Consider the following 26,035-nt stretch of genomic DNA (forward strand, 5'->3'; position numbering starts at 1 on the left):
TACAAAAATGCCCTGACTATCAGGGCATTTTTTATACAGGCTAAAATTAATTCGAACTGACCATGTCAAATCAGATCCTGTCAAAGGCCCTGTCCAGAAGGGCCTGGTCCGGCCTGGCCGTGACAAGGCTCACCAGTGGCACCACGATAAAGGGGACGATCATCGCGATGGTTGCGGCGATGGGGGAGTTGGCCGGTCCGAGATAGAAAAATAGAACTATGGACAGGATAAGGCCCGTGGCCATGCCCGCGGCTGCCCCGTACCTGGTGGTGCGCTTCCAGTACAGGCCGTACAGATAGGGCGCCATGAAGGAGCCGGCCACCGCTCCCCAGGAAAGGGACATGAGGGTGACGATGATTGCGAACTCATACCGGGCTATGAAGTAGGAAAGGGCGATGAATATGCCGCTCAGGAACCGCATCATGACCAGGGACCGCTCTTTTGAAATATCCGGGTTGACATGGCCCTTGTACAGGTCTATGGCGACCGATGACGACGATATGAGCACCAGGGAAGAAAGGGTCGACATCGACGCCGACAGGACCAGGAGTAGTATCAGGGCCATCAGGTACTCCGGAAGGTGCGTGGTCAGGAGGCCCGGAATGAGGCGGTCAAAGGCGGGCTTGCCGCCAACCAGGGGAACGCTGTCATAGAAGAAGTGGGACATGGCGCCGGTAAAATAGGCGGTCACGGTTATGATAAGGGAGAACACAAAGGTAACGATGGCCGCTTTTGTAATGACCGTTTCGCTTTTCACGGCGTAGAACTTCTGGACCATCTGGGGCAGGCCCCAGGTGCCCAGGGAGGTCATGAACACCAGCGACGCCAGCATGAGATAATTAGTCGGGGCGGTGATGTGCTCGCCGTATTTCTGTCCTATGGCCGCGATGCTTTCCGTTACGCCGCCGGCCTTTCCCACGAAGACGAAGAGCATGGCCAGGGCCCCGAAGATCATGACCGTGCCCTGGATGAAATCGGTCAGGGTGATGGCGAAGTAGCCCCCCAGGATCAGGTACACGCCGGTGATGAGGATCATGATGAGGAGGGCTATGTCATAGGATATGTGGAAATTGACCTCGAAAAGATGGCCGAGGCCCTTGAACACCGAGGCCGAGTAGGGCAGAAGAAAAATAAAGATGATCATGGCGGAAATGAACTTCATGTACCTGCCGCCGTATCGCTCCTGGAGGAATTCCGGCATGGTCATGACATCCAGGTTCTGGGTCATGATCCTGGTGCGGCGCCCCAGCACGAGCCAGGCCAAGAGGGCCCCGAAAAGGGAATTGCCCGCCGCGATCCAGAGGGCGTTCAGGCCGAACCCCCAGCCGAGTTTGCCGGCGAAGCCGATGAAAAGGACCGCCGAGAAGTAGGTGGTTCCGTATGCAAAAGCCGAGACCCAGGGGCCGATGGAGCGGCCGCCGAGAAAGAAATCGCCCAGGGTCGAGGTTTTCCTCATGCCCCATATCCCTACGGCAACCATGACAACCATGAAGATCGTGATAAGAATTATCGAGAACACGGTGGATTACTCTCCTTTGGTTAACTGTATCAAATGACTGACAGGTACAGGGTGATTTTTTAAATTGTTGATGTCAATGAATTAATGGCGCCCGTCAATGGCGACGCCCGGGGGATTCTTAACCGGTAATTTGGCGCCGCCATAGAACAATTTGGAATTGCAATATTAGGCAGCCTGTGGTTGGATGATGCCATCATGCAATGCGCGGTACGCCTGACGGCAGGGAGTGTCCCATGACCAAGCCCATCGAGGGGATGAAAATCCTTGATTTTACCTATCTTCTTCCCGGTCCTTTCTGCACCATGATGCTGGCCGACCTCGGCGCGGATATCATCAAGGTGGAGAACTGCGAAAGTCCCGATATCGTGCGTTTCCTGCCGCCCCACGTAGACGAAGTGAGCGCCCTGTACGCCCACCTGAACCGGGGCAAGAGATCTCTGGCCCTTAACCTGAAAAACAGCGAGGCACTTGAAATAGTGCACCGCCTGGTGAATGAGTATGACGTCGTAATCGAGCAGTTCAGGCCCGGGGCCATGGACCGTCTCGGGATCGGGTACGGAGAGCTCTCGAAAATAAATCCGTCAATAATATATTGCTCGATAACGGGGTACGGCCAGACCGGGTCCTACGCGGACAGGGCCGGCCATGACATCAATTACATGGCCCTTTCCGGCGTGGAGTCCATATCGGGCCGCAGGGACACCGGGCCGGTGCTCACGGGCATCCAGGTGGCTGACCTGGCCAGCGGCTCGAAGAACGCGGCCATAGGCCTGATGGCGGCATACATAAGCAGGATGCGCACCGGCAAAGGGGAATTCATCGACGTGTCCATCACGGACGGGGTCTTTTCCATGACCGTGTTCGCCGTGGCGGGATTCCTGGCCGGCGGACCCGAACCGGAACGGGGCGACCTTCTCTCCGGCGGCGCCCTCTACGATTTCTACGCCACCGCCGACGGCAGGTATCTGTCGGTGGGGCCCATTGAGCAGAAGTTCTTCGCCGCCTTTTGCGACTGCGTCGGGTGCGCCGACATGGCGGCTACCGGCATCATGAACTGGAACAACAAGGAGCGCCTGGCAAAGATCATAGCCGAAAAGCCCCTGTCCCACTGGACGGAACTGTTCAGGAAGTGCGACGCCTGCGTGGAGCCGGTCTATTCCATAGGCGAGGCCATATCGAATCCGCCCCTGTCGGAGCGGGACATGGTGGTGCCGGTAAAGACCGCGGCGGGCACGGAAGTTCGCCAGATAGGGAACCCGATCAAGTTCAGCTCCGGGCCCTGCTGCGCCCCCTTTGCCGGGGTCACCCTGGGATATCATAACGAGGAGATATTGTCGGGGCTGGGTTATTCCGCCAATGAAGTTCGGAGATTAAGGGAAATCGGCGTAGTGGGAGGTATACTATGAAAAGAACATTCATTGTTATCTTGGTGATTCTGAATTCATCGGCGTTTGCCGATGAAGCCTTCAAATCACGGGGAAATGTCGCATATCTTTTCGGGGAGATCTGTAAAATAAGGGAAAGCCCGTCCCTTGACGGCAGGATCATGGATCAGCTGACGATCGGCACCGCCGTGGAAATCATCAAGGCAACGGACGTAGAAAGCGAAATAGACGGCATGAAGGATTACTGGTTTGAAATCCGCGCGAAAAATCCGAAGGGTGTGACGGTCACCGGCGCAGTCTGGGGCGGCCTCTTATGCAGCCATTATCTTGAAAAAGACATCGATGGCGATGGAAAAAAGGAGATCCTGCTGGTCGGGAATACAGGAAACAGGAATGTAAAAAACAAAAAGAATGTAGAGATACGAATCGTCAAAAACGGCCGGATGGCTTCAAAGTTCGGCTTCAGCCTTTATACGCTCAATAAAATTGGGGCACTATCACCCATGGATTTTGATGATTACCGCATCGGCGATGCGAAACTCAAGGCACCGGGGCAGCTCGGTCCCGATGTGTGCCTTCTTGTATTGACCTATTCCTATGATCATGTAGCATATCCCGGCAGCGGCGAAGTTATCATCGCGCTAAAAGGGAAAGACCTGAAAGACGCCATATACACAGCCAGCTACAGCGGCGAGGCCCTTACCCAGCTGCCGTCGGTGATCTATCCCATTGATGAAGGCGGGAAGAAGGGTACGGTGATTGTATCCTATGCGTGCTCCACATGGGAAGGCCCCGGCACAGAGGCCCGGGACCGAGAATTGAAAGAAACCTATACCTGGAACGGGACCCGTTTCGTAAAAAAATAGCAAAGGAAGTCCGCCGGATAGTGAGATTCAGGGATGGCGGCGTGAAGTAATACTATTTGAAGCTTTGGAAATAATTTTAAAAAGTTAATTAATAATACAAGGAGCGCATTTCTATGAAAAAAACATTCGTAGTGGCATTGTCCGCTGTTCTGCTTCTGGGGATGGGCAAGTCCAGGGACCTGTCATCGGGCAACGAAAAGACCCAGAAGCTCTATTATCCGGACAAGTCCCTCCAGGCCGAAGGGCCGATGAAGGACGGAAAGAAGAACGGCACCTGGGTGTTCTATTACCAGAAGAAGAAAGAGCAGAAGACCAGCCTGCGCGAGGCCCAGGGTCTTTTCAGGGACGGGAAAAAGGAAGGGGTGTGGACGCGCTATTTTGAAAGCGGCAAGCCCATGATGGAGGGTTCCTACGAGGCGGACAAGCAGACAGGCCCATGGAAATATTTCTATGAAAGCGGCCGGGTGAAGGCCGAGGGCCCCTTCCGGGAGGGGCAGCGCGACGGCGAATGGGTGCAGTACGACGAGGAAGGGAACCTCATGGGAAAGATGACCTACGTGATAAAGGAAAAGCTGGTGGCCAACCAGAAGGTGATGGTGGGGGACGTGGACGGCGTGAAGACCATGTATTACAAGAACGGAAAGATAAGCTCCCAGGAGCGGTACAACCACGGCACCCTGGAGGGGGTGACGGAATGGTTCTATGATACGGGAAAGCTCAAAGAGACCTGCCAGTTCCGGAACAGCAAGCGAAGCGGCGCGGCCATTGAATACTGGCCCGAGGGGGCGAAAAAGGCCGAAGGCGCCTACCTTGACGGTTTCAAAAATGGCTCATGGCGGCATTATTATGCTTCCGGGAACATTTACAAGGCCGGCAATTACGTGAAGGTGCTGAAAGAAAGGATGGAAAAGGGCCTTGAGGGCCTGAAAAAGAAGAAACAAAAGGACGAGGGAGCCGGGGAAGAAGGAGCGGAAAAAGCGGATACAAAAGTGAAAGAAGGAGATCAAAAGAAAGAGGATTACATGGAAATATCGTCCACTGACGGCCACTGGATGTTCTATTCGCCGGAGGGCCAGGTGATGAAAGAGGGGAACTATGTAAAGGGGGTCCAGACGGGGAAATGGATGTTCTACGCCTATCCGGGCGGAACGAAGGTGCTCCTGATGAAGCTCCCCCTCCGGTCGGACATGGTGTCCGTGCCGCAAAAGGAGATCCCCCTTACGGGAGAGGAGCTGCAGAAGGCGATGCAGGAGGAGAATGTCCGGGCGGAGCGCGAAAAGAAGAAGGGGGCGCCCTATAAGAAAAGGACGAAGTTCGTCCGGTACGAGCCTGACATGACCATGGTCTGCGAGATATTCAACGATAAGGCGCAGCTCATCGGCAAGGGAGTCATGAGCAACAGGCCCAAGGCGATCTTCGAAATAATAAAAAACGGGTCCAAAACAGGACAGGTTTCCTATCCGGAACCGCCCTTTGTCACGGAGAAGGAGGGCGCGTCGCTGCGCTGGACAGGGAACTGGGAGCCGCCCCAGAGGAACGGCGCCTGGACAGAATATTTTCCCGGAACGAACAGCGTCAGGATCCAGGCGTCATATATTGCCGATAAGCCCAGTGGGGCATATAAGGAATATTTTCAGAACGGCAAAGTGAAGGCCGAGGGATCCTACATGATAGGCAAAAAGAACGGAGAATGGAAGGTCTACAATGCCGATGGGTCCCTCAATGAAAGTGAATCGGGAAAATTCATGAACGACAAAAAATTCGGCAAGTAGAGGCAACGGTAGCCGGGGGCCCGGGGTCCGGGCCCGCCGGTGTCGAACCAATTACAAAGCCCTCCGGAACCTTATACATCAAGGCAGCGCTTTCCAGCCTTTATCTCGATCCAGCCGATGAGCTGCTGGAGCCATACCGGCGGCCTGATCCAGATGCCGAAAAGGCGGTGGCAGATGAACTCGAGGATGAGTCCGGCCTCTTTCTCGGTGTCCATGTATGCGAACTCGATGCGGAGGGGCCCCACGCCGAGCCTCCCCCTGACATAAATGGGGAATCCTGCGTCTGCCAGCTTTTTTGCCCAGGCATCCACGTCGTTCACAAAAAACCCCAGGTGCTGGATCACGGGCCTTCCGCTTCTTTCGACGCTCCGGCGGTAGAAGTCGGAGCCGCTCCCGGGCTCCAGGAGCTCGATCTCTATGCCGTGGTGATATCCGAAGCCGAGCCTGCTCTTCATGGCCCCGTCGGCGCCCCGCTCTCTCCATGACCGGGCTGATCCGCCCATCAGCAGGAACGGCTTGATGCCTTTTGCTTCAAGGTCCGCCGCGGCTGCGACGACATCAGGCACCACCACGCCGAGCTGGCTAACCGGGGCGTCAATGCCCAATTTTTTTCGCGATTCCAGCGCGATGGACTGGACCCGGCTGGTAAAATCAGCGTCGGCCATGACATCGGATAGAAGCATAGGGGAGCCTCCACGGAAATTGTAAATGATGATAATTATTATCAATCACCGCAGGGGAAATATCAATTCTTTTCAGCCTGGGAAAAGAAAAAAAGAAACAAAAATGATTGAAACACCAAGGAGAAAAAACAGGCGCGGCTTTCAATGCCGTGCCTGTTTAATATGAGGCAATATTAATAGGGCCCCCTGGAGGCCGCCGTGATTCTTACTGCCGGATGATGCCGGCTGTGATGATAGGAAAAGGACCTGCCCCGCTCTTACATCAGCAGGGGTGCATCAATTGGCAAAAACACCCCGGTATGCCTTGAAAAAGCTCCTGTTCTGGAACGTGATGTAGGAGCCCCGGTGGATCTTTATGAGCTTTTTCTTTTTGTTGCCGGTGGCCACGACCAGGTCCTTGAGAAACTCGATCCTGGTGACCAGGTAATAGGGGACCCCCTCACGGTCCGCCCTTGTTCTCACCACCCGGACAAGGTTCCTTCTGTCAATGCCTCTCATTGGAAGCGATATAAACATGCCGTAAATTCTCCCCGTGCCCGGCATTGAATTGTAAACATCCTTGTGCTCGCCGCAGTATATGACCAGCTGCTGTTCATAAACGTCTGAATAATAGGAATCGAATAATTCAACGTAGTAGTGGCATGTCGCGGCCGAGTTCGTATAGAGAAGTGGAAAAAAGACCCGGGTGCTGGGCAGGCCCGTCGCCCCGCCGGCATGGCCCGAGAGAATGTAACGGGACGCGCCGGAGTAGGTCGCCACATGCTTCTGCCTGAGATAGTAATCCTCCCAGACTATGCGCCCGCCGGTCGGGGCCAGGCTCAGGACTTTATAACTGTTAAAGTATTCCAGGGCGTGCTTTTTCCCCATGTTATTGGCAAAAGCGGTAAAATTGAAGGGCTTCAGTTTTGTGGAGCCCCGGTAAACGGAATTCACCGAATTGACCGTCCTTCCGACGCAGCCGGCGCAGAGGGCGGCCGCAAGCAATAGGGCGGCGAAGGCGGACATTTTGTTTCCGGGCCGTGGCGCGGGATTCGGGGAACCCGTGGAGGGAATGTTTTGTTCGCGGGTTGCTGTTCCCCTGTTTATAAGTTTTGCCTTTGCAGTGGGATTCTTCATCGTAGCCTCTTTATGGTCGAGTTTTTTGAAAAATTGTAAGATCTCAGTTGGTCGCTTTTATTTTCCCAATAAATGTGCTACAGTCACGGCGGCCCGTACCCTGCCGCCTTGAAGAGCGGCAGGGATTGAACGCTCCTGACTGGTTGGCCGGACACATCACCGGATGATGCCGGTTGTGATGACTGAATCAGGACCATCTCCCGCAGTTACAGCAGTGCCGGCTGTGAGGGCACCGGTAGACTGATTTATTGTAAAAACTGAAATGCTATCACTGCCTTTATTAGCCGCATAGACAAACCGGCCAGAGGGGTCCACTGTGACAGAATATGGGGTAACTCCAGCAGCCACGTCAGTGCCTGCGGTCAAAGCCCCGGTGGACTGGTTAATTCTATAGACTGAGATATTGCCAGTGCCGATATTTGCCGCATAGGCAAATCGACCCGAGGGGTCCACTGTGACAGAATATGGCATATCTCCAGCAGCTATGGGAGAACCAACTGCGGTCAAAGCCCCGTCGGACTGGTTAATTCTATACACTGAGATATTGTCAGTGCCGTAGTTTGCCGCATAGGCAAATCGACCCGAGGGGTCCACTGTGACAGAATATGGCATATCTCCAGTAGCTATGGGAGAACCAACTGCGGTCAAAGCCCCGGTGGACTGGTTAATGGTATAGACTGAGATTGTGAAAGAGGCCATACTTGTCGCATAGGCAAATCGACCCGAGGGGTCCACAGTGACAGAATATGGGCCCGGTCCAGCAGCCATGGCAGTGCCTGCGGTCAAAGCCCCGGTGGACTGGTTAATGGTATAGACTGAGATATTGTCATTATTGCCATTTGCCGCATAGGCGAACATCGGAATGTATTCCACGGCGCTGGTCCCTCCCACGATGGCCATGCCTGTCGGGTCCTTCTGTGTAGACACGGTAGCGGTAAGGGTAAGTGTGCCGTCACCATTTCGTGTGTAGGTGGAGATGGTGTACGATATGTTGTTCACCGTGAAGACGAATTTCTGCGATGGGTCGGCCTGAACGACACTCGGCCCGTCTCCCGCCGCGGGCTGGGTCTCTATCGACAGCTGGCCCGTGGATCTGTCAATCGCGAGCACCGCCGTCATGTCGGTACCTTTGTTGGCCACGTAGGCGTAATCTCCCGAGGGGGATACCTGGATCGACATGGGGGTGCTGCCGCTGCCCAGGTCCAGGGGCGATCCGGCCAGGGGGGTGAGCTCACCGGTGGTCTTGTTTATCTGGTACATGGAAATGCTATCCGAGCCGGTATTTGCAGCGTACAGGTACATCCCGGAGGGATGGATCGCGATATAGCGCACATTTGTTCCTGCAGTCACTGGAGATCCCACGGCGGTGAGGTTCCCCGTCGTGGCATCGATGCTGTAGACCGTGATGTTGTTCGAGGTGAAATTCGTTGCGTAGGCAAATTTTCCATTGGGCTCGACGACAATGTGCGTTGTCTGGGTGCCGGGGCTGGTGATGCTGTTAACGTAGGTGAGGCCGCCCGTGGTCACGTCGACACGGTAGTTCCAGATCGTGTGGGGCATCGAGTTGGTCACGTATAGGAACATGCCCGAGGGATGCAACGTCACCATCATGGGCCCAGTTCCCGTGGCCACGGGGGACCCCACGGCCGTGAGCCTACCGTCACTACCGATGGAATAGACCGATATGGTGCTGTCGGAGTAATTGGGGACGTAGGCGTAAGTCCCGGCTGGGTTTACTGTGATCGAATAGGGATTAGCCCCAGTAAGCACGTATCCGTTATGTCGCAACTGACCAGTGGTTGCGTTCACCGTGTACATTGACACGGTGTTGTTGTTCAAGTTGGTCACATAGGCGAAGCGCGGCTTGATGGAGCTGCCGCCGCCAAAGAGCGCCAGAACGGCAAGAAGCGTGCTGTCATCGCTGCTGGATTTGGAACAGCCGGTACATCCGATCCCCAGGAATGGGCAAAGAATGATGAGGAAGCCGATGAGAATACGATTGAAGAGATTAAGTGGATGCATCATGAACCCCTGTTATTGAGGAATTACAAATTTTTTTGTTTATACAGCCATGATAATGAAATAAGGGTATATTTTCAACGATTAATATTAATTAACTACAAACCGGGCCGGGGCGCCATCGTGGGAATTACGTAGATGGGCACATTTTATTATTGACTCTTAAATTTTTTTGAATTTTATTGATGCCGACAGTGAAGTGATGATGCAAGATGAATGAGGTAATCCTCATCATGAGCGGTGCTTTCGCCAGCGGGCTTACGGCCGTGGTGGCCGGTATCTGCTCCGCCTCCTATTTTTTATTTCTGAATATATATTGCGTTCACGGCCCGGAAAGACGGGCGTTTCCGGTCCATGGCACAGTCGTTTTTATTTTCGGCTGCCTGATCCTTCAGTTACATAAAGGAGCACTGTCTTGTAGAACATTAGTTCTGGCGATATGGAGAAATATCAGGTCCAACCGGGTTAATCTGGAATATATAAACGAGGGGGTATTCACATGAAAAAATTTTTGCTGATTTTTATCTGTTGTGCCGTTTTGGGCTGCTACTCTGTGGACGTAAAGAAGGAGAACCCGAAAAAGCTTAATCTGGCCAAGTATAAAACGATACAGCTGGGATGGATAGATTTTCCCGCCGGCCTGTGGAAGCAGTTTCGGTTCAACAATCAAGGGGAATGGCAGAAGGCGATATATCAGCTCAACGCGGGCGATCTTAAAAAATATTTCACAAGGGCCCTTCCGGGAAGCAAAAAAATCCTGGGGCCGACGCGGGGCAATCCTATGCGCGGCGATCTGCTCATCAAATTCGATTATTTGAGCTATGAGGCTAACTTCGTCACAGGACAAACGGCCCCTGACCGGCTCAATCTCAGGGTGGAGATGTACGATGTTAAAAGGGGCAGGAAGATCTACAGCGCCCTCCTGGGCCTTGACTCCTACCGGCCGGGGCCCGGCGACTGGAGCGTATACCGCCTTGAGGGCCGGATCGCCATGGAGATACGGAACCTTGCCGATTTCATCGGCGACAAGTTTTGATTGAAGTGTAGGAAAACAGCATGCAAAAATACCCCGCAGCTCAATGCGGGGTATTTTGTCAGGATACGTATTTCGACACCCGGTCGCCGACCTCGGTCGTCGAAATTCCCATCTTGCCCGCTTCCATGGACTTCATGTCCTTTTCGATGACCTGCATCACGCCCTTTTCGATGCGGGACGCGGCGCTCCTTTCACCCAGGGTCTCCAGCATCATGGCCCCTGCCAGGATGGCCGCCAGGGGATTGATGGCGTTCTTGCCCGTCCACATCGGGGCCGTGCCGCCGATAGGCTCGAACATGCTCACGCCCTCCGGGTTGATGTTGCCGCCGGCGGCGACCCCCAGGCCGCCCTGGGTGATGGCCCCCAGGTCCGTGATGATGTCGCCGAACATGTTTTCCGTGACGATGACGTCGAACATCTCGGGGCTGCCGATCATGTAGAGGCAGGTGGCGTCAACGTGGTAGTACTCGCGCTTCACGTCCGGGTACTCGGCGCCGATCTCCGCGAAGACCCGGTTCCACAGCTCGTACATGTAAGTGAGGACGTTGGACTTTCCCACCAGGGCGAGCGTGTTCTCGGGGCCGACGCCCCGGGCCTTCTTGCCGTGGGTGCGGGCGTAGTCAAAGGCGTAGCGGAGGCACCGGGCCACCTGCTCGTAGGTGTAGACCATGTTCTGGATCGCCACTTCGTCCGCCGTGCCGGGACGGGAGAGGCCCCCCATGCCGGTGTACATGCCGCCGCTGTTTTCGCGGATGCAGCAGTAATCTATCTCCTTCGGGCCCTTCCCCTTGATGGGGCATTCGACGCCGGGATAGAGGCGCACGGGGCGGAGGTTTATGTACTGGTCCAGGGCAAAGCGGATCTTCAATAAAATGCCCTTTTCGAGGATGCCCGGCTTGACATCCGGATGGCCTATGGCCCCCAGGTAGATGGCGTCGAATTTTTTCAATTCCTCTATGGCGCCTTCCGGCAGCACCTCGCCGGTTTTCATGAAGCGTTCCCCGCCGAAATCGAAGGTCGTAAAATCGAGGGATATCTTTTCGACAGACGCCGCCGCCCTGGCCACCTTGAGGCCCTCGGCTATGACCTCGGGACCGGTGCCGTCGCCGGGAATGACCGCGATGTTGTATGACTGTGCCATGGGTGGACCCTCCGGATTTTTTCGGTATGGTGCTGTCGTTTAAACCATGAGGTTAAATTGTCAAGAGAAATCGCTGAAAATCAGGATGCATGGAATAGGCAGCGGTCGTAAATTAGGGGGGGGCATGGAGCCATGCCCGGCGAGCAGGCGACATGGATGTCGCCGATTCCGCCGAGTCAACATGGTGCGCTGGCCAGGAGGGCCGAGTGCAGAGCCGCGACAGGATGTCGCATTTGGCTCTGCTTATACGAGGCGGACGAGCGGGATGGCCCATGCCCCCCTAAAAATATACTGATGGAATATTTATATGTCAGAAGAATATTTTTTTCACCAGGAAGACGCCGAGAAGGAGAAGCACCAGCAGCGCCAGAAGCCGGATCGTGGCGGTATCATCCATGTCGCTCCCCTTCTCCATCATGAGAAAGATACGCGTTGAAAGGGTCGCCGTTATTGATATGAAAGCGGAAAAAAGGAGAATTGATATCGAAGTAAAAAGGACGCCTATGATGATGCCGCCCACGGCATGGGTCATGAGGAGGTTATCCAGCAGGGATTTATACAGGCCGGAATCGGAACCGATGATGGTCAGGTCCGATAACTGGAGCAGGGTTGACGGAATGGATGAAAATGTCTTCAGGCCCTCGTCCCCGAGAACCGTTTTTGACAGAAATATCGAGAGGGCAAAGGAACCGTAATGAAGCAGGTAGATCGCCCCGAAGGTCACCGCCGTGATTATGGTCATGAGCGGTATAATATAGACGAGGCTGAAGTTGCGCCTGCGGATAAAGCCCATAAGAGCAGTGATGGGCGATTCTCCCCGCGGGATGGAAACAGCAATGATGGGCGGATAAAACCAGAACCCGATGGCCAACAGGATGACGGCGCAGAGAGAGGTGAAATATATGGGGAAAAAAAGCAAGGCAAAAATGACCGGGCCTATGACCGGTATCTTACCGAAAAGTATGAAAACAAGATCAATGACGAGAAAAATAATGATGTTGGCCAGGAAAACAGGGACCAGCGACTCTGCCAGAAATCGGGAAATACGCGGCGGCGATGCCCCGGTTGCGATATGCATTGTATCCAGGGTCATGCGGGAAATGATGGACGCCCCCATGAGGTATAAGAATAAAAGGATGGCAAAGGGAATTATGGTGAGCAGGGATTTGACATATTCGTTGGCGCCAAGGTCCACAGCTCCAAGGGCCACGCCCACAAGCCAGTTCCCGATCAGCAGAAAGATGAAACCAATTACTATAACAATGGAAGCGGTGGCGAGCTTCGGCGCGGTAAAGGCGGTTCCGCAGATCGACAGAAGCCCTTCCAGTGTGAAATTCGAGGAGCGATTTTCCCCCGGAACAGGCCTGTCCCACGAAGGGGCGCGATCTTCCTTTTGGGAAAGCGCCGGCTCACCGGAATCATTCTTTTTGGAAGAGGATAAAAGCTTTTTGAAAAAGGATGGCTCCGGGGGCTTTTTCTTTTCCCGCTTCGGGGTGTCATCGGCTATGACGCCTTCCTTGATTACGGGAAATTCTATTTCAAATTCCCTGGAACAACGCTCGCAGGAAAGACGGTATTTCGTCTGCTGTGACGATGAAAATGTTATTGAATAATAGGATTTGCAGTGCGGACACGTGGTGATCTTGATATATTTATTACAGGCATTGCAGGGCAGTATGGAACTTGAAAGACCCAGTATCTGGTCCATGGTCAGGTTGTAGGATGTTTTGCAGCTGGCGCAGGTAATTTGCATTGTAATCCCGGTCGCTTAAATTAGTCGCAGTTCATTGTAATAATTATCATGGAATTAGAATATTCGATATATCAACATTGAAAAATTCTGTTTTTATACATTGAAAGTGCCCCCAAGGGAACATTCAAATTTGATTTTCAGGATCCATTATAGTATATATAGTTTATCGGAATAATATTCCATGAGTAAAAGAATTATCATTCATATTATATTTTATGGCAAATGCACCAAATCAGCATTGATTGTGTATTGAGATGAGGTTTATTATATTTTTGTGAAAATAATTATTCAATAGTAAAAACACTTGAAAAAATTGACATATTTATATTAATTGTAATAAATACACAAATGTTTACTTTATAAATTAAACTGTCATAGATGAAAAGGCATACATCATGGACGGTTCAATAATTCTCGGGGGGGAATTATGATCGTTTCGAAGACATCACAGATGGCCTCTGATTTCGATAAGGGCGAAACCATTGCGCTTTCTTTAAGCTACCATAATAAAGCGGTCATCCGCTTTATCAGCTCGGTCATCACCAAAATTCTGGCCAGGAACAACATGGTCTTCCTCCAGGACGCGGTCATTACCATTCTCAGGGAAATAATTGTCAACGCGGTCAAGGCGAATTCGAAGCGTCTCTATTTCAGATTCCAGAACCTTGATATGCTTGACGAAGAGGAATACCTGCAGGGGATGGAGGGCTTCAAGTCATTTATCATCGATAACCAGGGTTTCGTCGAAGACGAGCTGAAAAAGAGCGATTACAAAGTCGTCATCTACCTGAAAAAATTCGAGTCCGGCTTCAGCATCAATGTGCAGAACAACGCGCCGATCCATCCGGAGGAAATGAACAGGATAAAAACGCGCCTGCAGAAAGCAAAGTCCTACAACGATTTTTCCGAAGTGTATTGCGACGTGTCCGACGATACGGAAGGCGAGGGTCTCGGGCTGGTCCTCACGATCCTGTTCCTGAAAAATACGGGCATAGGGGTCAATTCGCTGCAAATATCCTCAAATGAGCGCATCACCGACACCTCCCTGGTGGTGCCGTTCCAGCTCAAGCCCGTGACCGTGATAAACAAGATCCAGCAGCAGATCCTAAACGAGGTGCGGGATCTGCCGACCTTTCCGGAGAATATCCTCGAGCTGGAAAAGCTGTGCACCAACCCTGAAGTCGATTACCGCATCATAGCCGAGAAAATATCGATCGACCCGTCCCTGTCAGTATCGGTGCTAAAGCTTTCGAATTCAGCGGCCTTCATCACAAGACGGCGCATCGAGACGATCATCGACGCCATAAGCCTGATCGGCATGAAAAATCTCAGGGCCATAATCATAGCGTCGAGCGCCCGCCGTATTCTGGACGAGCGCTATTCCTCCTTCCGCCAGGTCTGGGATCACTGCAACAAGACGGCGTTTTACGGCCGGCAGCTTGCCATGACCCTGGGGTACGGGAAGATCGCGCAGAACATATACCTCGCCTCGCTCCTCCATGACCTGGGGAAGATCGTTCTCCTTTCAACCAGCTCGGCGCTTTCGGAATGGATGTTCACCCTCGTGCACAACCGGGGCATGAGGACCTCAACGGTCATCGAGGAAGTATCCATCGGGATCAGCCATTCGAGCATAGGGGAGCAGATCGCGAAAAAATGGAACCTGCCGGATTACCTGGTTGAGGCGATCCAGTGGCACCACGCGCCCTTGAACTGCAAGAGCGAATTTCAGGATATCGTGTACATCACCTATCTCGCTAACAAGATGTGCAGCATTGAAGAGAAGAAATACGATTATTATTTTCTCGAGGAAGACGTTCTGCAAAAATACAAGCTCGATGACGAGAAGGCCTTCAATGCCCTCCATGAGCGAATGAAGGTCATGTATAACGACCAGAACGCGCCGAAACGATGATGCCGCTCGTTATGCCCTCGGCGTCACATTCCCCCGCTGCGCCGTACTATGGAGGCTTCGTCCCCGGGCAGTTACGGGCGCGCCGTTCAATGAGCGGGTGAAATCCGCCTCTGGGCAATTCTGCGATTTGCCGTTTCGATGACCCGAAGATCGCCGGGCGACAGCCTACGGTCCGGGATCTTCCGCCGCTCTACGAAGTTCTCTTTCAAGAAAGACAGTTCCGGACTTATTGTTTCCTCATACATTGAATCGATCACGTCATGATAATGATCGTTTATCGCGTTTCTCCGTATCTTTAACGTGGGGGTCAATTCATCGTTATCGATGGTGAACTCCGGCACTATGGTGAATTTCTTGATTGTCTCAAAGGAGGCGAGGGATCTGTTCTTTTGCTGAATTTCACCATGGATCAGCATGATGATCCGATCATTCTTTATCAAATCATCCATTGATCCATAGGGAATGCCGCTGCCAGCCGCATATTCCTTGATGTTTTCCTGGTCAAGGGTCACCAGGGCGGTGAGATAGTTGCGCCTGTCCCCGATCACGCAGCACTGGTTGATATATTTTGAGGTGATCATCAGTCCTTCGATGGCTGAGGGAGCGATGTTTTTTCCCCCGGACGTTATTATCAGGTCTTTCTTCCTGCCGGTTATTCTGAGGACCCCGGTGGAATCGATTTCACCGAGATCTCCGGTACGAAGCCAGCCGTCGGGGGTGATGGTCTCCATGGTCTCGGCCGGCATTTTGTAATAACCCATCATGACGTTCCTGCCCCTGACGAGGAATTCCCCGTCATCGGCTATGGACTGTTCGATACCTGCGCCGGGAGTGCCCACCCAGCCGAATCGGAAATTGTCTACCCGGTTGACATGGGAATAGGACATGTTCTCCGTCATGCCGATACCTTCCAGGATCAGAATCCCCGCTGCATGGAAAAACCTCGCGATGGACGGTTCCAGGGGCGCCGCGCCGCTGATGCAGAACCTGACCCGCCCGCCCAGGGCGTTTTTAAGCTTGCTGAATACGACCTTGTCTGCGATGAAATTTTTAAATGACAGCAGGGGCGGTATCGCATCGCCGGAAATTATTTTATCGCTCACCCTGTATCCTGTGGCAAAGGCCCATTTGAATATCCTGTACGCCAGGCCTCCTTTTGCCTCCGCGCCGCTGGTTACTTTCGAATACACCTTTTCATAAACCCGGGGGACACTGCAGAAAAAATGGGGCCTGGCGATTTTTATATCATCAATGATGGTATCCATGCTGCGGCAGAACGTGGTCGCTATGCCATGATAAATGCAGGTATAGGTTATCAGGCGGGCATAGATATGGGCCAGGGGAAGGAAAAGAAAGGTTTCCTCTCCTTTCTTCAGGTCGCTGCTCATGATGACCGACTGCACGGTAAAGGTTGCGTTGTCATGGGTCAGCATGGCCCCTTTGGGCACTCCGGTGGTCCCCGACGTATACACGATGGTGGCTAGGTCGTCGGGCTGCACCGCGTCGGCCATCCTCTGGAACATCCGGTCGGGGACGCTGTCGCCAAGTTTAAGAAACGAATCATAATTGATAATAAAATCGTCGTTGTCATAGGTCCCGTTCATGAGAATGATTTTCCTTACCCGGGGAATTTCATTTCGTATTTGCAGGATCTTCTTCAACTGGGTGATGTCTTCCACAAAGACGAGAACGGCGTCGGAATGATTGATAATATAGCCGCAATCCTTTGCCAGGTTCGTATGGTAGATGCCCACGGTGCAGGCGCCGATGCTCATGATGGCCTGGTCGGTCAGGAGCCATTTGTAGCTGGTGTAGCTGATGATGTTGACCTTGTCATCCTTCTGTACTCCCAGGGCAATGAGGCTTTTCGCCGCCTGCAGCACCTGGCTGTAAAACTCACGCCAGGTGACCGACTCGGTTTGGCCGGGCGAGGGGATCCACGCAAAAGCCTTTTCATCAGGGATCGCGGCCGTGGTCTCCCGAAGTAACTCATGGATATTTTGATAGTCTCTGAATTGCATATGATTCCTCCTTGCATGAATGTTCATAAAGAAAGAATAAACCGCACCGCGGGGACGGATGTAAAATAACTGTGGGAATGAGAATGATGTGTTTATAGTATATCGCAGGGTGAAGCTCAAATCAAAAAAAGGAACGGAAATTACCGCAAAAAATATGATGCGTTATTATTGTATAGACATTGATTGGGCAATTGTTTTCTTTTTTAAACGACGGCCCTGAGATGCAATTCACCTGGACTTTTTCACTTCACCATCAAAAATCTTTGATTTTTCTTTGATGAGCAGATCCCCTTTTTTCTTCCGCACCAGGTCGAAGATGCTTGTCATTTCGTCATGATCGGAATTGCACTTTTCACGCGGCTCGGTTCCGGCGATAAAAAACTCAGATTTAACGGGACAGCCTTCAACGGGGATTTTACCGGTCTTTCCGCAGATCGCGCGAACGGTGACACCGTCAGGCTGCGCCTTGAATCGTCCCGGCTTCCTGAAGGTATAGACCTGGCGCATGAAATTGCCCCATATCGGCGCCGATACCACGGCCGCGCTCTGGCCGCTGCCGAGGGAAAATTTCTGGGAATCACAGCCCATCCATACCGCCGCGACAAGGTCCGGCGTGAACCCGACGAACCAAGCATCTTTGAATTTTGTGGTGGTGCCTGTTTTCCCCCCGGCGGGGAGATTGAACCCGGCGGTTCCCCTGACGCCGCCGGTGGCCGTGCCGGAATCCACGACACTCCGGAGAAGGCTTGTCATGATAAAGGCCGTCTGCTCCGAAATGAGGCGCTTTCCGGCGCCCTCTGCTTTCGAGCCGCCGTACAATTTCTTTCCCTTTTTATCCGTAATGGACCGGATCGCGCGGGGTGTTACCTCTCGGCCGCCGTTGGCATAGACCGCGAATCCCCTGGCCATTTCCAGGGGCGAAACTTCAGATGTGCCGAGTGAAATGGTCGGATCAACGGCAAAACGGCTTCGTGGTATTCCCATGAGGCGGGAAGCATAGTCTGCCACCAGCTTCGGCTCGACTTCGTCGGCAACCAGTACCGAGATGATGTTAAGGGAAGCGGCAAGGGCGTTCCGGACGAGGACCCTGCCTTTGTATGTTTTTTCATAGTTGGAGGGCTTCCAGGTCGTTCGCGTGCCCTTGAACAGGACCGGCACGTCGTAATAGGCCGTGGCGGCGGTGATGCGCTTTGATTCTATGCCCGCGCCGTAGACAAAGGCCTTGAAGGCGGACCCGGGCTGGCGGGCCGACTGCACGGCGCGGTTGAGCTGGTTGGCGGCGTTGAAATCGCTTCCTCCGACCATGGCGGTAATATCGCCGGTGGACGGGTCAAGGGACACCAGGGCCCCCTCGACCCGCGAAGAGCGCTTGAGTTCTTCCTGCTGATTGAGGTATTTCATCAGGCTGCGTTCCAATCCCTCGACGCCGAAGAGCTGGGAGCAGAGCAGCAGGTCATCAATGGACCCGATACGGAAGGTGTCAAGAAATCGCATCCTTGTTTCCGCCTCTTTCCTTGATATCTTTTTGTCTTCTATCAGCTTCCGCGTCATGAGGCGGTCCGGTGAATCGTAGCTGGAGGCGTTGCGGGAAAGGGCGACCTGATTCTGCTCTTCGATGCCCTCGACCAGCGCATCTTCAGCCGCCTTCTGGTGGCGGAGGTCAAGGGTCGTATGTACCTCAAGACCACCCCGGTAAACAAGTTTTTCCCCGAACGTATCAATGAGATACTGCCGAATGAACTCGGTGAAGTAGGGAGCACGGTCAAAGCTGCTGCCGCGCACTCCCAGGGTGGGAAATTTTGTTTTTATCGCATCAAGATAGGATTCCCAGAAAGCGTTGAACTGGCGGGTAGCGTCGCCTTTTTCAATAGTGCCGGCGTCGATCATGGTATAAAGGACCTGCCTGCTCCGCCCAAAGGCGGCGCGGGGGTTTTTGAGGGGCGAAAAATGATTGGGGGCCGACGGTATCGACGCCAGCAGCGCCGCTTCAGGGACCGTTATGCCTTTCATCTCCTTGTCAAAAAAGAAGCGGGCAGCGGCCTGGACCCCATATACGCCATGGCCGAAATATATCTGGCTCAGATACATCTCAAGAATCCGGTCCTTGGTAAATTTTTTCTCGAACTCCCGGGCTATGAATATCTCTATGATCTTTCTATGTAACGTCTTCTCGCCCCTTGTGTAAAGCTGCTTGACCAGCTGCTGGGTTATGGTGGAGCCGCCCTGCCTGATATCGCCGCTCAGGACGTCGACGATCAGGGCCCGGACGATGCCGGGAATATCAAAACCGGAATGGAGATAAAAATTCCGGTCCTCCGCGGCGCAAAAGGCCTGTTTTACAACGAGGGGGATTGTGCCACCGGTGACGATGGTGCGGTTTTCCTCGAAGAGCTCCGATATCAGCTCGCCGTTGCAGTCGTAGATTTTCGTCGAAACGCTGGGATCGTAGGTGAGCTCCCCGGAAAGTATGGAGTAGCTGGAAGTATAGGCTGAGAGTATGTAGGCGAAGGGAAGGATGATTATCCCAATGAGCAGTAATTTTGCCGGCAATGCCCTGGTCAGTTTCATACAATGGCCGAAATAATTCTTGAAATATGGTCCGGTGAATAATTATATGTGAATGAGGCCTATTGTTCCAAGTAAAAGTAAAGTATTATTTGTCATTCCTGTCCTTCAGCGGATTGCGCTGGCTCAAGACAGGAACCCAAGATGAAGGCGGGTCCTGGCGATCATTGGAACAAATAATACAGCCATAATTATCAAGCATACCAGGGGACCGTTATTGAAAAAAATCGTATTGATAATCCCTCTTCTAGTGATGTGCTGTACGGCCCATTCATCGGCTAAAATATCGGAAAAAGCATTGGCGCAGTATAAATCGGCATTCATGGCCTGCGTGATTGAAGATAATCCGGATTATGAAAGCAGGATACGCAAATTCATGAAGGGGATGGTGCTGGACGGCCGCGTGGGTATAGCCCTCCTGGATAAATTCGGATTGTTCCTCCACAACATGGAAAAAAAGGGCATTGATATAACACGGATACGGTGCTACGGCAGGGATGATCTGTTCAGCCTGTTTTTTATCATGAGGGACCGCAATGACGACCAGCTCTATACCCTCTTTCTCGAGTATGAATACGGTAGAGGGGGGAGGTGCACGCTGAAGGACCTCTATTTTTCGATCGTCTTTGAGGATCGCATGAACGATATCAGGAGCTTTTTTGAAACCAGATGATATCCCTCCATGAATCAGTTTACATCATAGCGGACATTGAAGGCAGCTCCGGATGCTGGGATTACCGGTCATCTCAGTTCATGACCCCTGAATGGGCCGCAGCCTGTGTTGAAATGTCCAGGGACATGAACGCCGTTGTCACCGCCCTCTTCGACGCCGGTGTCAGGAACATATATATCAAGGATTTTCACCGCACCGGTTACAATCTCCTGCCTGAATGTATCGATGGTCGCGCGCGCATTATCCATGGATATCGAAGGGGACCGGTGCCCGGTATTGGAGGCACCTATGGGACGAAAGCCCTTCTCATGATCGGAATGCACGCCTCGTCGGGCAGCGGCGGGTTCCTGGCCCACACCTTCACGTCGAGGATAGCGCGCCTCGAGGTGAACGGCAGGCTCATGTGCGAGGCGGAGTTCTTCGCGTCGTCCGTGGCCGGTCAGGGGCTCCGGCCCCTTTTTCTCTCCGGATGTCCCGTGGCATGCTGGCAGGCGCGGGAGGCCATCACCGGGATAGAGACCTGCGTCATTGACAAGTCAGGGGCCGGGGAATCCTTTGATTACAGCGGGTGGAGAAACAGACTGTCCGATGGGGCCGTGCGGTCCCTTGGGAACGGATCGGCGGAGCCCCTCAGCATAAAGGGCCCCTTTAACGCCCTGGTGACCATGCGGGACGGCGAGGATGAGGCCCGAAGGATAGCGCGGCGATGGGGCATAGAATGCTCGGGGGACACCCTGCGCATCTCCGCTGGCACCATTGATGACCTGTACCTCTCCCTGATACGGATGTGTTATTTCACGCCGCTCATAGAAAAAATACTTCCCCTGGGGCTTGTTCTCTACAACGCCATGGGACGGGCCGGTCTGGCCTGGGCAAGGCATGGGGCGCATCGGTTGGATCCTTTAAATAATTGACATTGAGCCGGTTCTTGACATCATAGGTTTATAAATGAATGGAACAGGATACAGGATGGGCGCGTAACCTCTATGAAAAAACTGGAATCGACCAGAAAAATAATCAACGGAAGCGACATCAGGATATACAAAAAGGGCTTCGGGTATTCGAAGATCACCGTTATCGACTCCACCGATTATTACCTCGCGGCCATGGCCGACGATGACCTGTATCGCGCCATACGGGAAGGGGACCGGGTGGATTCCTACCTCTGGGTGGAGGACGTGGCGTCCTATGAATTCGAACTGGCCTATATCGGGAAGATCACATCGGGCCCGCCGATTATTTTTTTCGGTCATACCGATGCCATCACCAGGAGCCCTGACCGCAAGTGCCTCACCGCAACGGTAAAGATACCCTTTAAGTTCTTCATGTTCGATCCCGGCGACACCAAAAAGGGGATAACGTCGGAGCATATAGTGTATCATGAGGGGACCGTAGTTCTTCTTTCCGACCGTGAAGCGACCATCCAGACAAAAGAGAAAATCGGCGGCTCCAGGTTCCTCAAGGGACAGGTGGCGATTCAGGGCCAGGTCATCGAACTGGTGGGAATGGTGGATGAGTTGAATGAATCGAAGGGGATTTACAATGTCCTCTTTGCCGGAATGCATGAAAAAGAGAGAAAAGCGATTCTTGAATTCATATTTGCGACCTATCGGGAGTAAATGGCGATGGTCCCAGGCGTCACAAACCGAAGGGCAATGATTTTTGATGATTTCTAGACTCACCCCCCGATGATCCTTCTCTGATTATTTTATCATATTTTAGCCAATTTTAATAACAAAAGTCTCGTTTTATACCGAAATTGTTAAATAGATATATCTGTTTATAGCGCCTTACAGAGGATGCGTCATTTTCCCATGAAAAAAAGAAAAATAGTTCATGCCCTGATTCTGCCAGCGATGATCATGTTTTTTATCGGCCCGGCGCTTTCCGCCGTGTATGAACCAGACAAGTTCCGCGTTCACCTCAGGATGGACAAAAAAATATATTATGCCGATGAGGATGTGACGCTTCATATCCATGTGAAAAACATATCAGAGAAGAAGAATTATTTCGAGGTGTATGATTCGCTGGAAAATGAATCGTCCAATTATACGACCTTTCAGCCCCTTGTCTTCGACATGAAGGGCCGGGAAGCCGAGATAACCGTTCCCTACAGGATTGAGAAGAGAGACCTTGCCGATATCGTCAGGGGCCTTGAAAAGCGCATGGTGGAGCTTGCTCCGGGGGAATCCTTCGTCCATACCGTAAACCTCAAAGACCTGTTCACCGTAAATCTCAATACAACCTACCGTGTTCAGAGCCTGTTCTATCCCGCCTTTGAGGAAAACAGTATCATTAAAAGCGACAATGAACTCTCTTTTAAGATCGTGGAACAAAAAAGGTTGAACAAGCCCAGCGAGGTTGATTCGATCGAGCGGGGCATTTCACCTAAAGAAGTAATTTTGTTGACACTGAAGGCTGAAAAAGATAGGGATTGGGACAACTGGATCAAGTTCATTAATGTTGAAAAATATATCAACGCCTTCCCGGAATTTGTACAGAAGTATATCCGGGCCAACTATGAGGAAAAGTCTCAAATAGAAAAAGATTTTATAAAATATGTCACCAGGAACAGGGACGATTACCTGATAAATTACAGAATCGTGCGAGAGGCAGTTGAAAAGGAACGGAAAACTGCCTATGTTGATGTCATAGAGGAGCGGTTCGGAATCCGGTGGACCTACCGGTACAAATACCGGTTCACGCTGGAGCAATACAAAAACCTGTGGCTGATAACCGATGAAGAGGCCACGGTTATGAAGGGTGCCAGAAAATGACCGAAATCCTATCACAAGATGAAATTGATGCCCTATTGACCGCAATTTCAACGGGCGAGGTGGACACCACTGACTATTCTGCAGCCAAGGAGCAGAAGAAGGTCAAGATATACGATTTCCGCCGCCCGGACAAGTTCTCGAAAGACCACATCCGCACCCTCCAGATGATGCATGAAACCTTTGCCCGGTTGACCACGACGGCCCTTTCGGCCCAGCTCCGGGCCCTGGTGGGGGTTCACGTGGCCTCTGTCGACCAGCTTACCTACGAGGAATTCATACGGTCGATCCCAAACCCCACGACCCTGGCCGTCATCAACATGGATCCCCTGAAGGGTTCGGCGGTCCTTGAGATCGACCCGTCCATCACCTTTACGATCATAGACAAGCTCTTCGGCGGCATGGGAGAAGCCACGAAGATCAGCCGGGAGCTCACCGATATCGAGCTTTCGGTCATGGAAGGCATCATTGTCCGCATCCTGGGGAATCTCCGGGAGGCATGGTCGAACGTTATCGACCTCCGGCCGCGGCTCGGCAATATCGAGACGAACCCGCAATTCGCCCAGATCGTCCCTCCCAACGACATGGTCGTTCTCATCACCCTGGAAACCAAGGTCGGCGAGGTGGAAGGGATGACGAACCTCTGTATTCCCTACATCTCCATCGAGCCGGTGATCTCGAAGCTGTCGGCGCAGTACATGTATTCCAGCATCAGGAAGGGCGCCACGGACGAAAACCTTTCGGTCATCCAGAAACGGCTCGAAACCGTCATCCTTCCCGTGGTGGCCGAGCTCGGCGAGGTTCAGGTCGCCGTGCAGGAAGTGCTCCGCCTGAGCGTCGGCGACGTCATCAAGCTGCCGGACACCAAGGTCGGGTCCGACATGACCCTGAAGATCGGCGGCCGCAAGAAGTTCAAGTGCCGGCCCGGCGTGGTGTCAAGCCGCATGGCGATCAAGATCGGCGAGCGCATAGAGGAAGTGCCGGATGAACTGCTGATTTCGAAGAGAAGCGACGATGATTTTTAATTAATTTGAACTGTGCCATGTCACACACAAGGCCCATGGAGCACCATGGGCCTTGTTGCCTATTCAACTTCCCGGCGCAAACACTTTCCTCTGTCATTGCATTGTTTAAACCGATTGTGCAACCGCTGATCCTATGTCAATGCCCGAAGGATACGGTCAGGCAGGTCTTTTTCCGCCCTTGCGATATCGACAGCGGGATCACCGTCCAGCCAGCGCCGCGCCGTTTCTGCAGCCGGACCGATGATGATCATTTCGTACATGAATTCAGGGAGCTTTACAAATTGCCCCGTATCGGCCAGGGAATGGATTGCGGCTGCGATTGTTATCATGGATAAATTTCTTGCGGCTGCGATTTCGTCGGCATACTGGCGGACATAAGGCTGGAACGTGGACGCATGGATAAATCTTGCCTCGTCCGGATTCTTTCTTGTCCATGATAGATACGCCTTCACCAGGGACCGGATGACCAATTCCGGGGTATTTTGCCGTTGGACCGCCTTGGCGATGGTTTTGAGCAGGCCTGAGAGGGACCGTATATAGAGAGCCGCGGCAACGCCGTTCATGCATCCATAATGATGGTAGATGGATCCGGCAGTGGCTCCGGAACGTTCGCTCAGGTCCACCACGGGGATGCGGGTCGTGCCTGTTTCGCGGAAGATATCCATGGCGGTATCCAGGATTTTTGCCGCGGTTTCGTTTCCCCGTTCCTGTTTCCAGCCCATCGGTTATCTGCCGAATCCAAGTTTCATGGCCTGTTCCCGGAGTCCTTCATTGAAAGCGCCATCGAGGGCGATGGGCGCAAGATCCTTTTCCCTGAATCGATCAAAATATTTGCCGGTGACCCCGCTGAATTTCGCATTGTCCGCCAGCCTTAACGGCGCCCTGGCGCCTTCCTCGGGTGTAAGCTGCAGCAGTTTTGCGCAGCGCAAGAACAAGCCCAGGGCCCCGCCGGTGTCTCCCAGGCCGGTCCGTACAACGCCGGGATGGACCGCGTTAAAGGTTACGCCCTTCCCCTCCCAGAGCCGGGCGAATTGCATCGTGCATATCAGATTAAAGAGTTTTGTCGTGGCATAGGTTCTCAAAATGCTGAAGTTTGTGCCGGCGGCGGCAGCCTCGTAGTCCTTCATGCCGATCAGATAAAGCCCGGCGGAAACCTGGACCAGCCTGCAGCGGTTCGCGGTGAACAGATCCTCCAGGAGGATGTTTATGATAAAAGGTCCCAGGTGATTGGTGACAAAGGACTGTTCCAGGCCATCTTCGTTGAATTCCAGTTTCAGGGGCCACATACCGGCATTGTGGATGAATACCGATAGGTTTGGGCACTCTCTTTTAATCCGTTCCGCGGCATCCCTGGCGCCGGCTATTGAACCCAGATCACCCGCGATCCATTCGATGGATCCAATTCTCCTGGCAGCGGCTTCCTCGATAAAGGTCCGAGCACGCTCGCCGCTGCGGCACATAATTTTGACATGGTAGCCTCTTTCAGCCATTGCCAAGGCAATGGCCGCTCCTATCCCCCTGTTCCCGCCGGTCACCACCGCCACTCCTTTCATGGCCCCTCCGTAATTAGAAAACATTATTAGAAATATTTTCTAATTTTATAATACTCCAGCGGGGTGTCAACTTTTTTTACAATACCGAACGCGATTGCCTTTCACCTTTTGCGTGCCGATACGAGGCGATGCGATTTGTGTTGCTTGGCACTGTTCTTCATTGGAATATGACTCATCGCGTGTTCCGCCAGGGCTGTTATGGTGTGGCTTGGATTGACG

Annotated in this window: 20 protein-coding genes; 10 read left to right on the forward strand and 10 right to left on the reverse strand. The window is 52.9% G+C overall.

Going from position 1 to position 26,035, the window contains the following annotated elements:
• Positions 1-70: 70 nt before the first annotated feature.
• Complete coding sequence (locus tag KA369_03040; protein ID MBP7734929.1) at positions 71-1,519, reverse strand: sodium/solute symporter; 1,449 nt, start codon at positions 1,517-1,519, stop codon at positions 71-73.
• 233 nt (positions 1,520-1,752) lie between these two features.
• On the opposite strand from KA369_03040, the gene KA369_03045 reads away from it, so the two are divergent.
• From KA369_03045 to KA369_03055, 3 genes are all read left to right on the forward strand, one after another.
• Complete coding sequence (locus tag KA369_03045; protein MBP7734930.1) at positions 1,753-2,925, forward strand: CoA transferase; 1,173 nt, start codon at positions 1,753-1,755, stop codon at positions 2,923-2,925.
• Positions 2,922-3,770, forward strand: a complete 849-nt coding sequence (locus KA369_03050) for a hypothetical protein (GenBank protein ID MBP7734931.1) — start codon at positions 2,922-2,924, stop codon at positions 3,768-3,770. Before KA369_03045 ends, KA369_03050 begins: the two co-directional genes overlap by 4 nt.
• 113 nt (positions 3,771-3,883) lie before the next feature.
• Positions 3,884-5,542, forward strand: a complete 1,659-nt coding sequence (locus tag KA369_03055) for a hypothetical protein (protein ID MBP7734932.1) — start codon at positions 3,884-3,886, stop codon at positions 5,540-5,542.
• Between the two features lie 71 nt (positions 5,543-5,613).
• Here KA369_03055 and KA369_03060 read toward each other — a convergent pair whose 3' ends face one another.
• The 3 genes from KA369_03060 to KA369_03070 form a co-directional block, all read right to left on the reverse strand.
• Positions 5,614-6,225 (reverse strand): VOC family protein, encoded by a 612-nt coding sequence (locus KA369_03060; protein MBP7734933.1) that lies wholly within the window; start codon positions 6,223-6,225, stop codon positions 5,614-5,616.
• A gap of 276 nt (positions 6,226-6,501) precedes the next feature.
• Complete coding sequence (locus KA369_03065; protein MBP7734934.1) at positions 6,502-7,341, reverse strand: hypothetical protein; 840 nt, start codon at positions 7,339-7,341, stop codon at positions 6,502-6,504.
• Between the two features lie 156 nt (positions 7,342-7,497).
• On the reverse strand, positions 7,498-9,366 hold the full coding sequence (locus tag KA369_03070; protein ID MBP7734935.1) for a beta-propeller fold lactonase family protein: 1,869 nt from the start codon (positions 9,364-9,366) through the stop codon (positions 7,498-7,500).
• Between the two features lie 493 nt (positions 9,367-9,859).
• Between KA369_03070 and KA369_03075 the strand changes: the two genes are divergently transcribed.
• Positions 9,860-10,396 carry a hypothetical protein gene (locus KA369_03075; GenBank protein MBP7734936.1) on the forward strand — a complete coding sequence of 179 codons (537 nt, stop codon included), beginning with the start codon at positions 9,860-9,862 and terminating at the stop codon, positions 10,394-10,396.
• A 58-nt stretch (positions 10,397-10,454) separates the two neighbouring features.
• Here KA369_03075 and KA369_03080 read toward each other — a convergent pair whose 3' ends face one another.
• Both KA369_03080 and KA369_03085 read right to left on the reverse strand, forming a co-directional pair.
• On the reverse strand, positions 10,455-11,537 hold the full coding sequence (locus KA369_03080; GenBank protein ID MBP7734937.1) for a 3-isopropylmalate dehydrogenase: 1,083 nt from the start codon (positions 11,535-11,537) through the stop codon (positions 10,455-10,457).
• Positions 11,538-11,847: 310 nt separating this feature from the next.
• On the reverse strand, positions 11,848-13,290 hold the full coding sequence (locus KA369_03085; GenBank protein ID MBP7734938.1) for a hypothetical protein: 1,443 nt from the start codon (positions 13,288-13,290) through the stop codon (positions 11,848-11,850).
• Positions 13,291-13,717: 427 nt separating this feature from the next.
• On the opposite strand from KA369_03085, the gene KA369_03090 reads away from it, so the two are divergent.
• The gene (locus tag KA369_03090; protein MBP7734939.1) at positions 13,718-15,205 is read left to right on the forward strand and encodes an HDOD domain-containing protein; all 1,488 of its coding nucleotides are present in this window, start codon (positions 13,718-13,720) and stop codon (positions 15,203-15,205) included.
• 86 nt (positions 15,206-15,291) lie between these two features.
• Here the strand turns inward: KA369_03090 and KA369_03095 are convergent, their stop codons facing one another.
• Both KA369_03095 and KA369_03100 read right to left on the reverse strand, forming a co-directional pair.
• Positions 15,292-17,226, reverse strand: a complete 1,935-nt coding sequence (locus KA369_03095; GenBank protein MBP7734940.1) for a long-chain fatty acid--CoA ligase — start codon at positions 17,224-17,226, stop codon at positions 15,292-15,294.
• 228 nt (positions 17,227-17,454) lie between these two features.
• Entirely contained in the window at positions 17,455-19,794 is a 2,340-nt protein-coding gene (locus KA369_03100; GenBank protein MBP7734941.1) for a PBP1A family penicillin-binding protein, read from the reverse strand.
• Positions 19,795-20,008: 214 nt separating this feature from the next.
• Here KA369_03100 and KA369_03105 point away from each other — a divergent pair, with 214 nt between their 5' ends.
• The 5 genes from KA369_03105 to fliM all read left to right on the forward strand — a co-directional run bounded on the left by KA369_03105 (position 20,009) and on the right by fliM (position 24,263).
• Entirely contained in the window at positions 20,009-20,464 is a 456-nt protein-coding gene (locus KA369_03105; protein ID MBP7734942.1) for a hypothetical protein, read from the forward strand.
• Complete coding sequence (locus KA369_03110) at positions 20,461-21,378, forward strand: M55 family metallopeptidase (GenBank protein MBP7734943.1); 918 nt, start codon at positions 20,461-20,463, stop codon at positions 21,376-21,378. The genes KA369_03105 and KA369_03110 overlap by 4 nt, the downstream gene beginning before the upstream one ends.
• 72 nt (positions 21,379-21,450) lie before the next feature.
• Positions 21,451-22,083 carry a hypothetical protein gene (locus KA369_03115; GenBank protein MBP7734944.1) on the forward strand — a complete coding sequence of 211 codons (633 nt, stop codon included), beginning with the start codon at positions 21,451-21,453 and terminating at the stop codon, positions 22,081-22,083.
• A 195-nt stretch (positions 22,084-22,278) separates the two neighbouring features.
• Positions 22,279-23,241, forward strand: a complete 963-nt coding sequence (locus KA369_03120) for a hypothetical protein (protein ID MBP7734945.1) — start codon at positions 22,279-22,281, stop codon at positions 23,239-23,241.
• Positions 23,238-24,263, forward strand: a complete 1,026-nt coding sequence (gene fliM, locus KA369_03125; protein ID MBP7734946.1) for a flagellar motor switch protein FliM — start codon at positions 23,238-23,240, stop codon at positions 24,261-24,263. Before KA369_03120 ends, fliM begins: the two co-directional genes overlap by 4 nt.
• 131 nt (positions 24,264-24,394) lie before the next feature.
• On the opposite strand, the gene KA369_03130 is transcribed toward fliM, so the two are convergent.
• Together KA369_03130 and KA369_03135 are read right to left on the reverse strand one after the other, a co-directional pair.
• Entirely contained in the window at positions 24,395-24,985 is a 591-nt protein-coding gene (locus KA369_03130) for a TetR/AcrR family transcriptional regulator (GenBank protein ID MBP7734947.1), read from the reverse strand.
• A gap of 3 nt (positions 24,986-24,988) precedes the next feature.
• Complete coding sequence (locus KA369_03135; protein MBP7734948.1) at positions 24,989-25,816, reverse strand: SDR family NAD(P)-dependent oxidoreductase; 828 nt, start codon at positions 25,814-25,816, stop codon at positions 24,989-24,991.
• Between the last annotated feature and the right edge of the window lie 219 nt (positions 25,817-26,035).

The organism is Spirochaetota bacterium (assembly GCA_017999915.1).
Taxonomy (GTDB): Bacteria; Spirochaetota; UBA4802; order UBA4802; family UBA5550; genus RBG-16-49-21.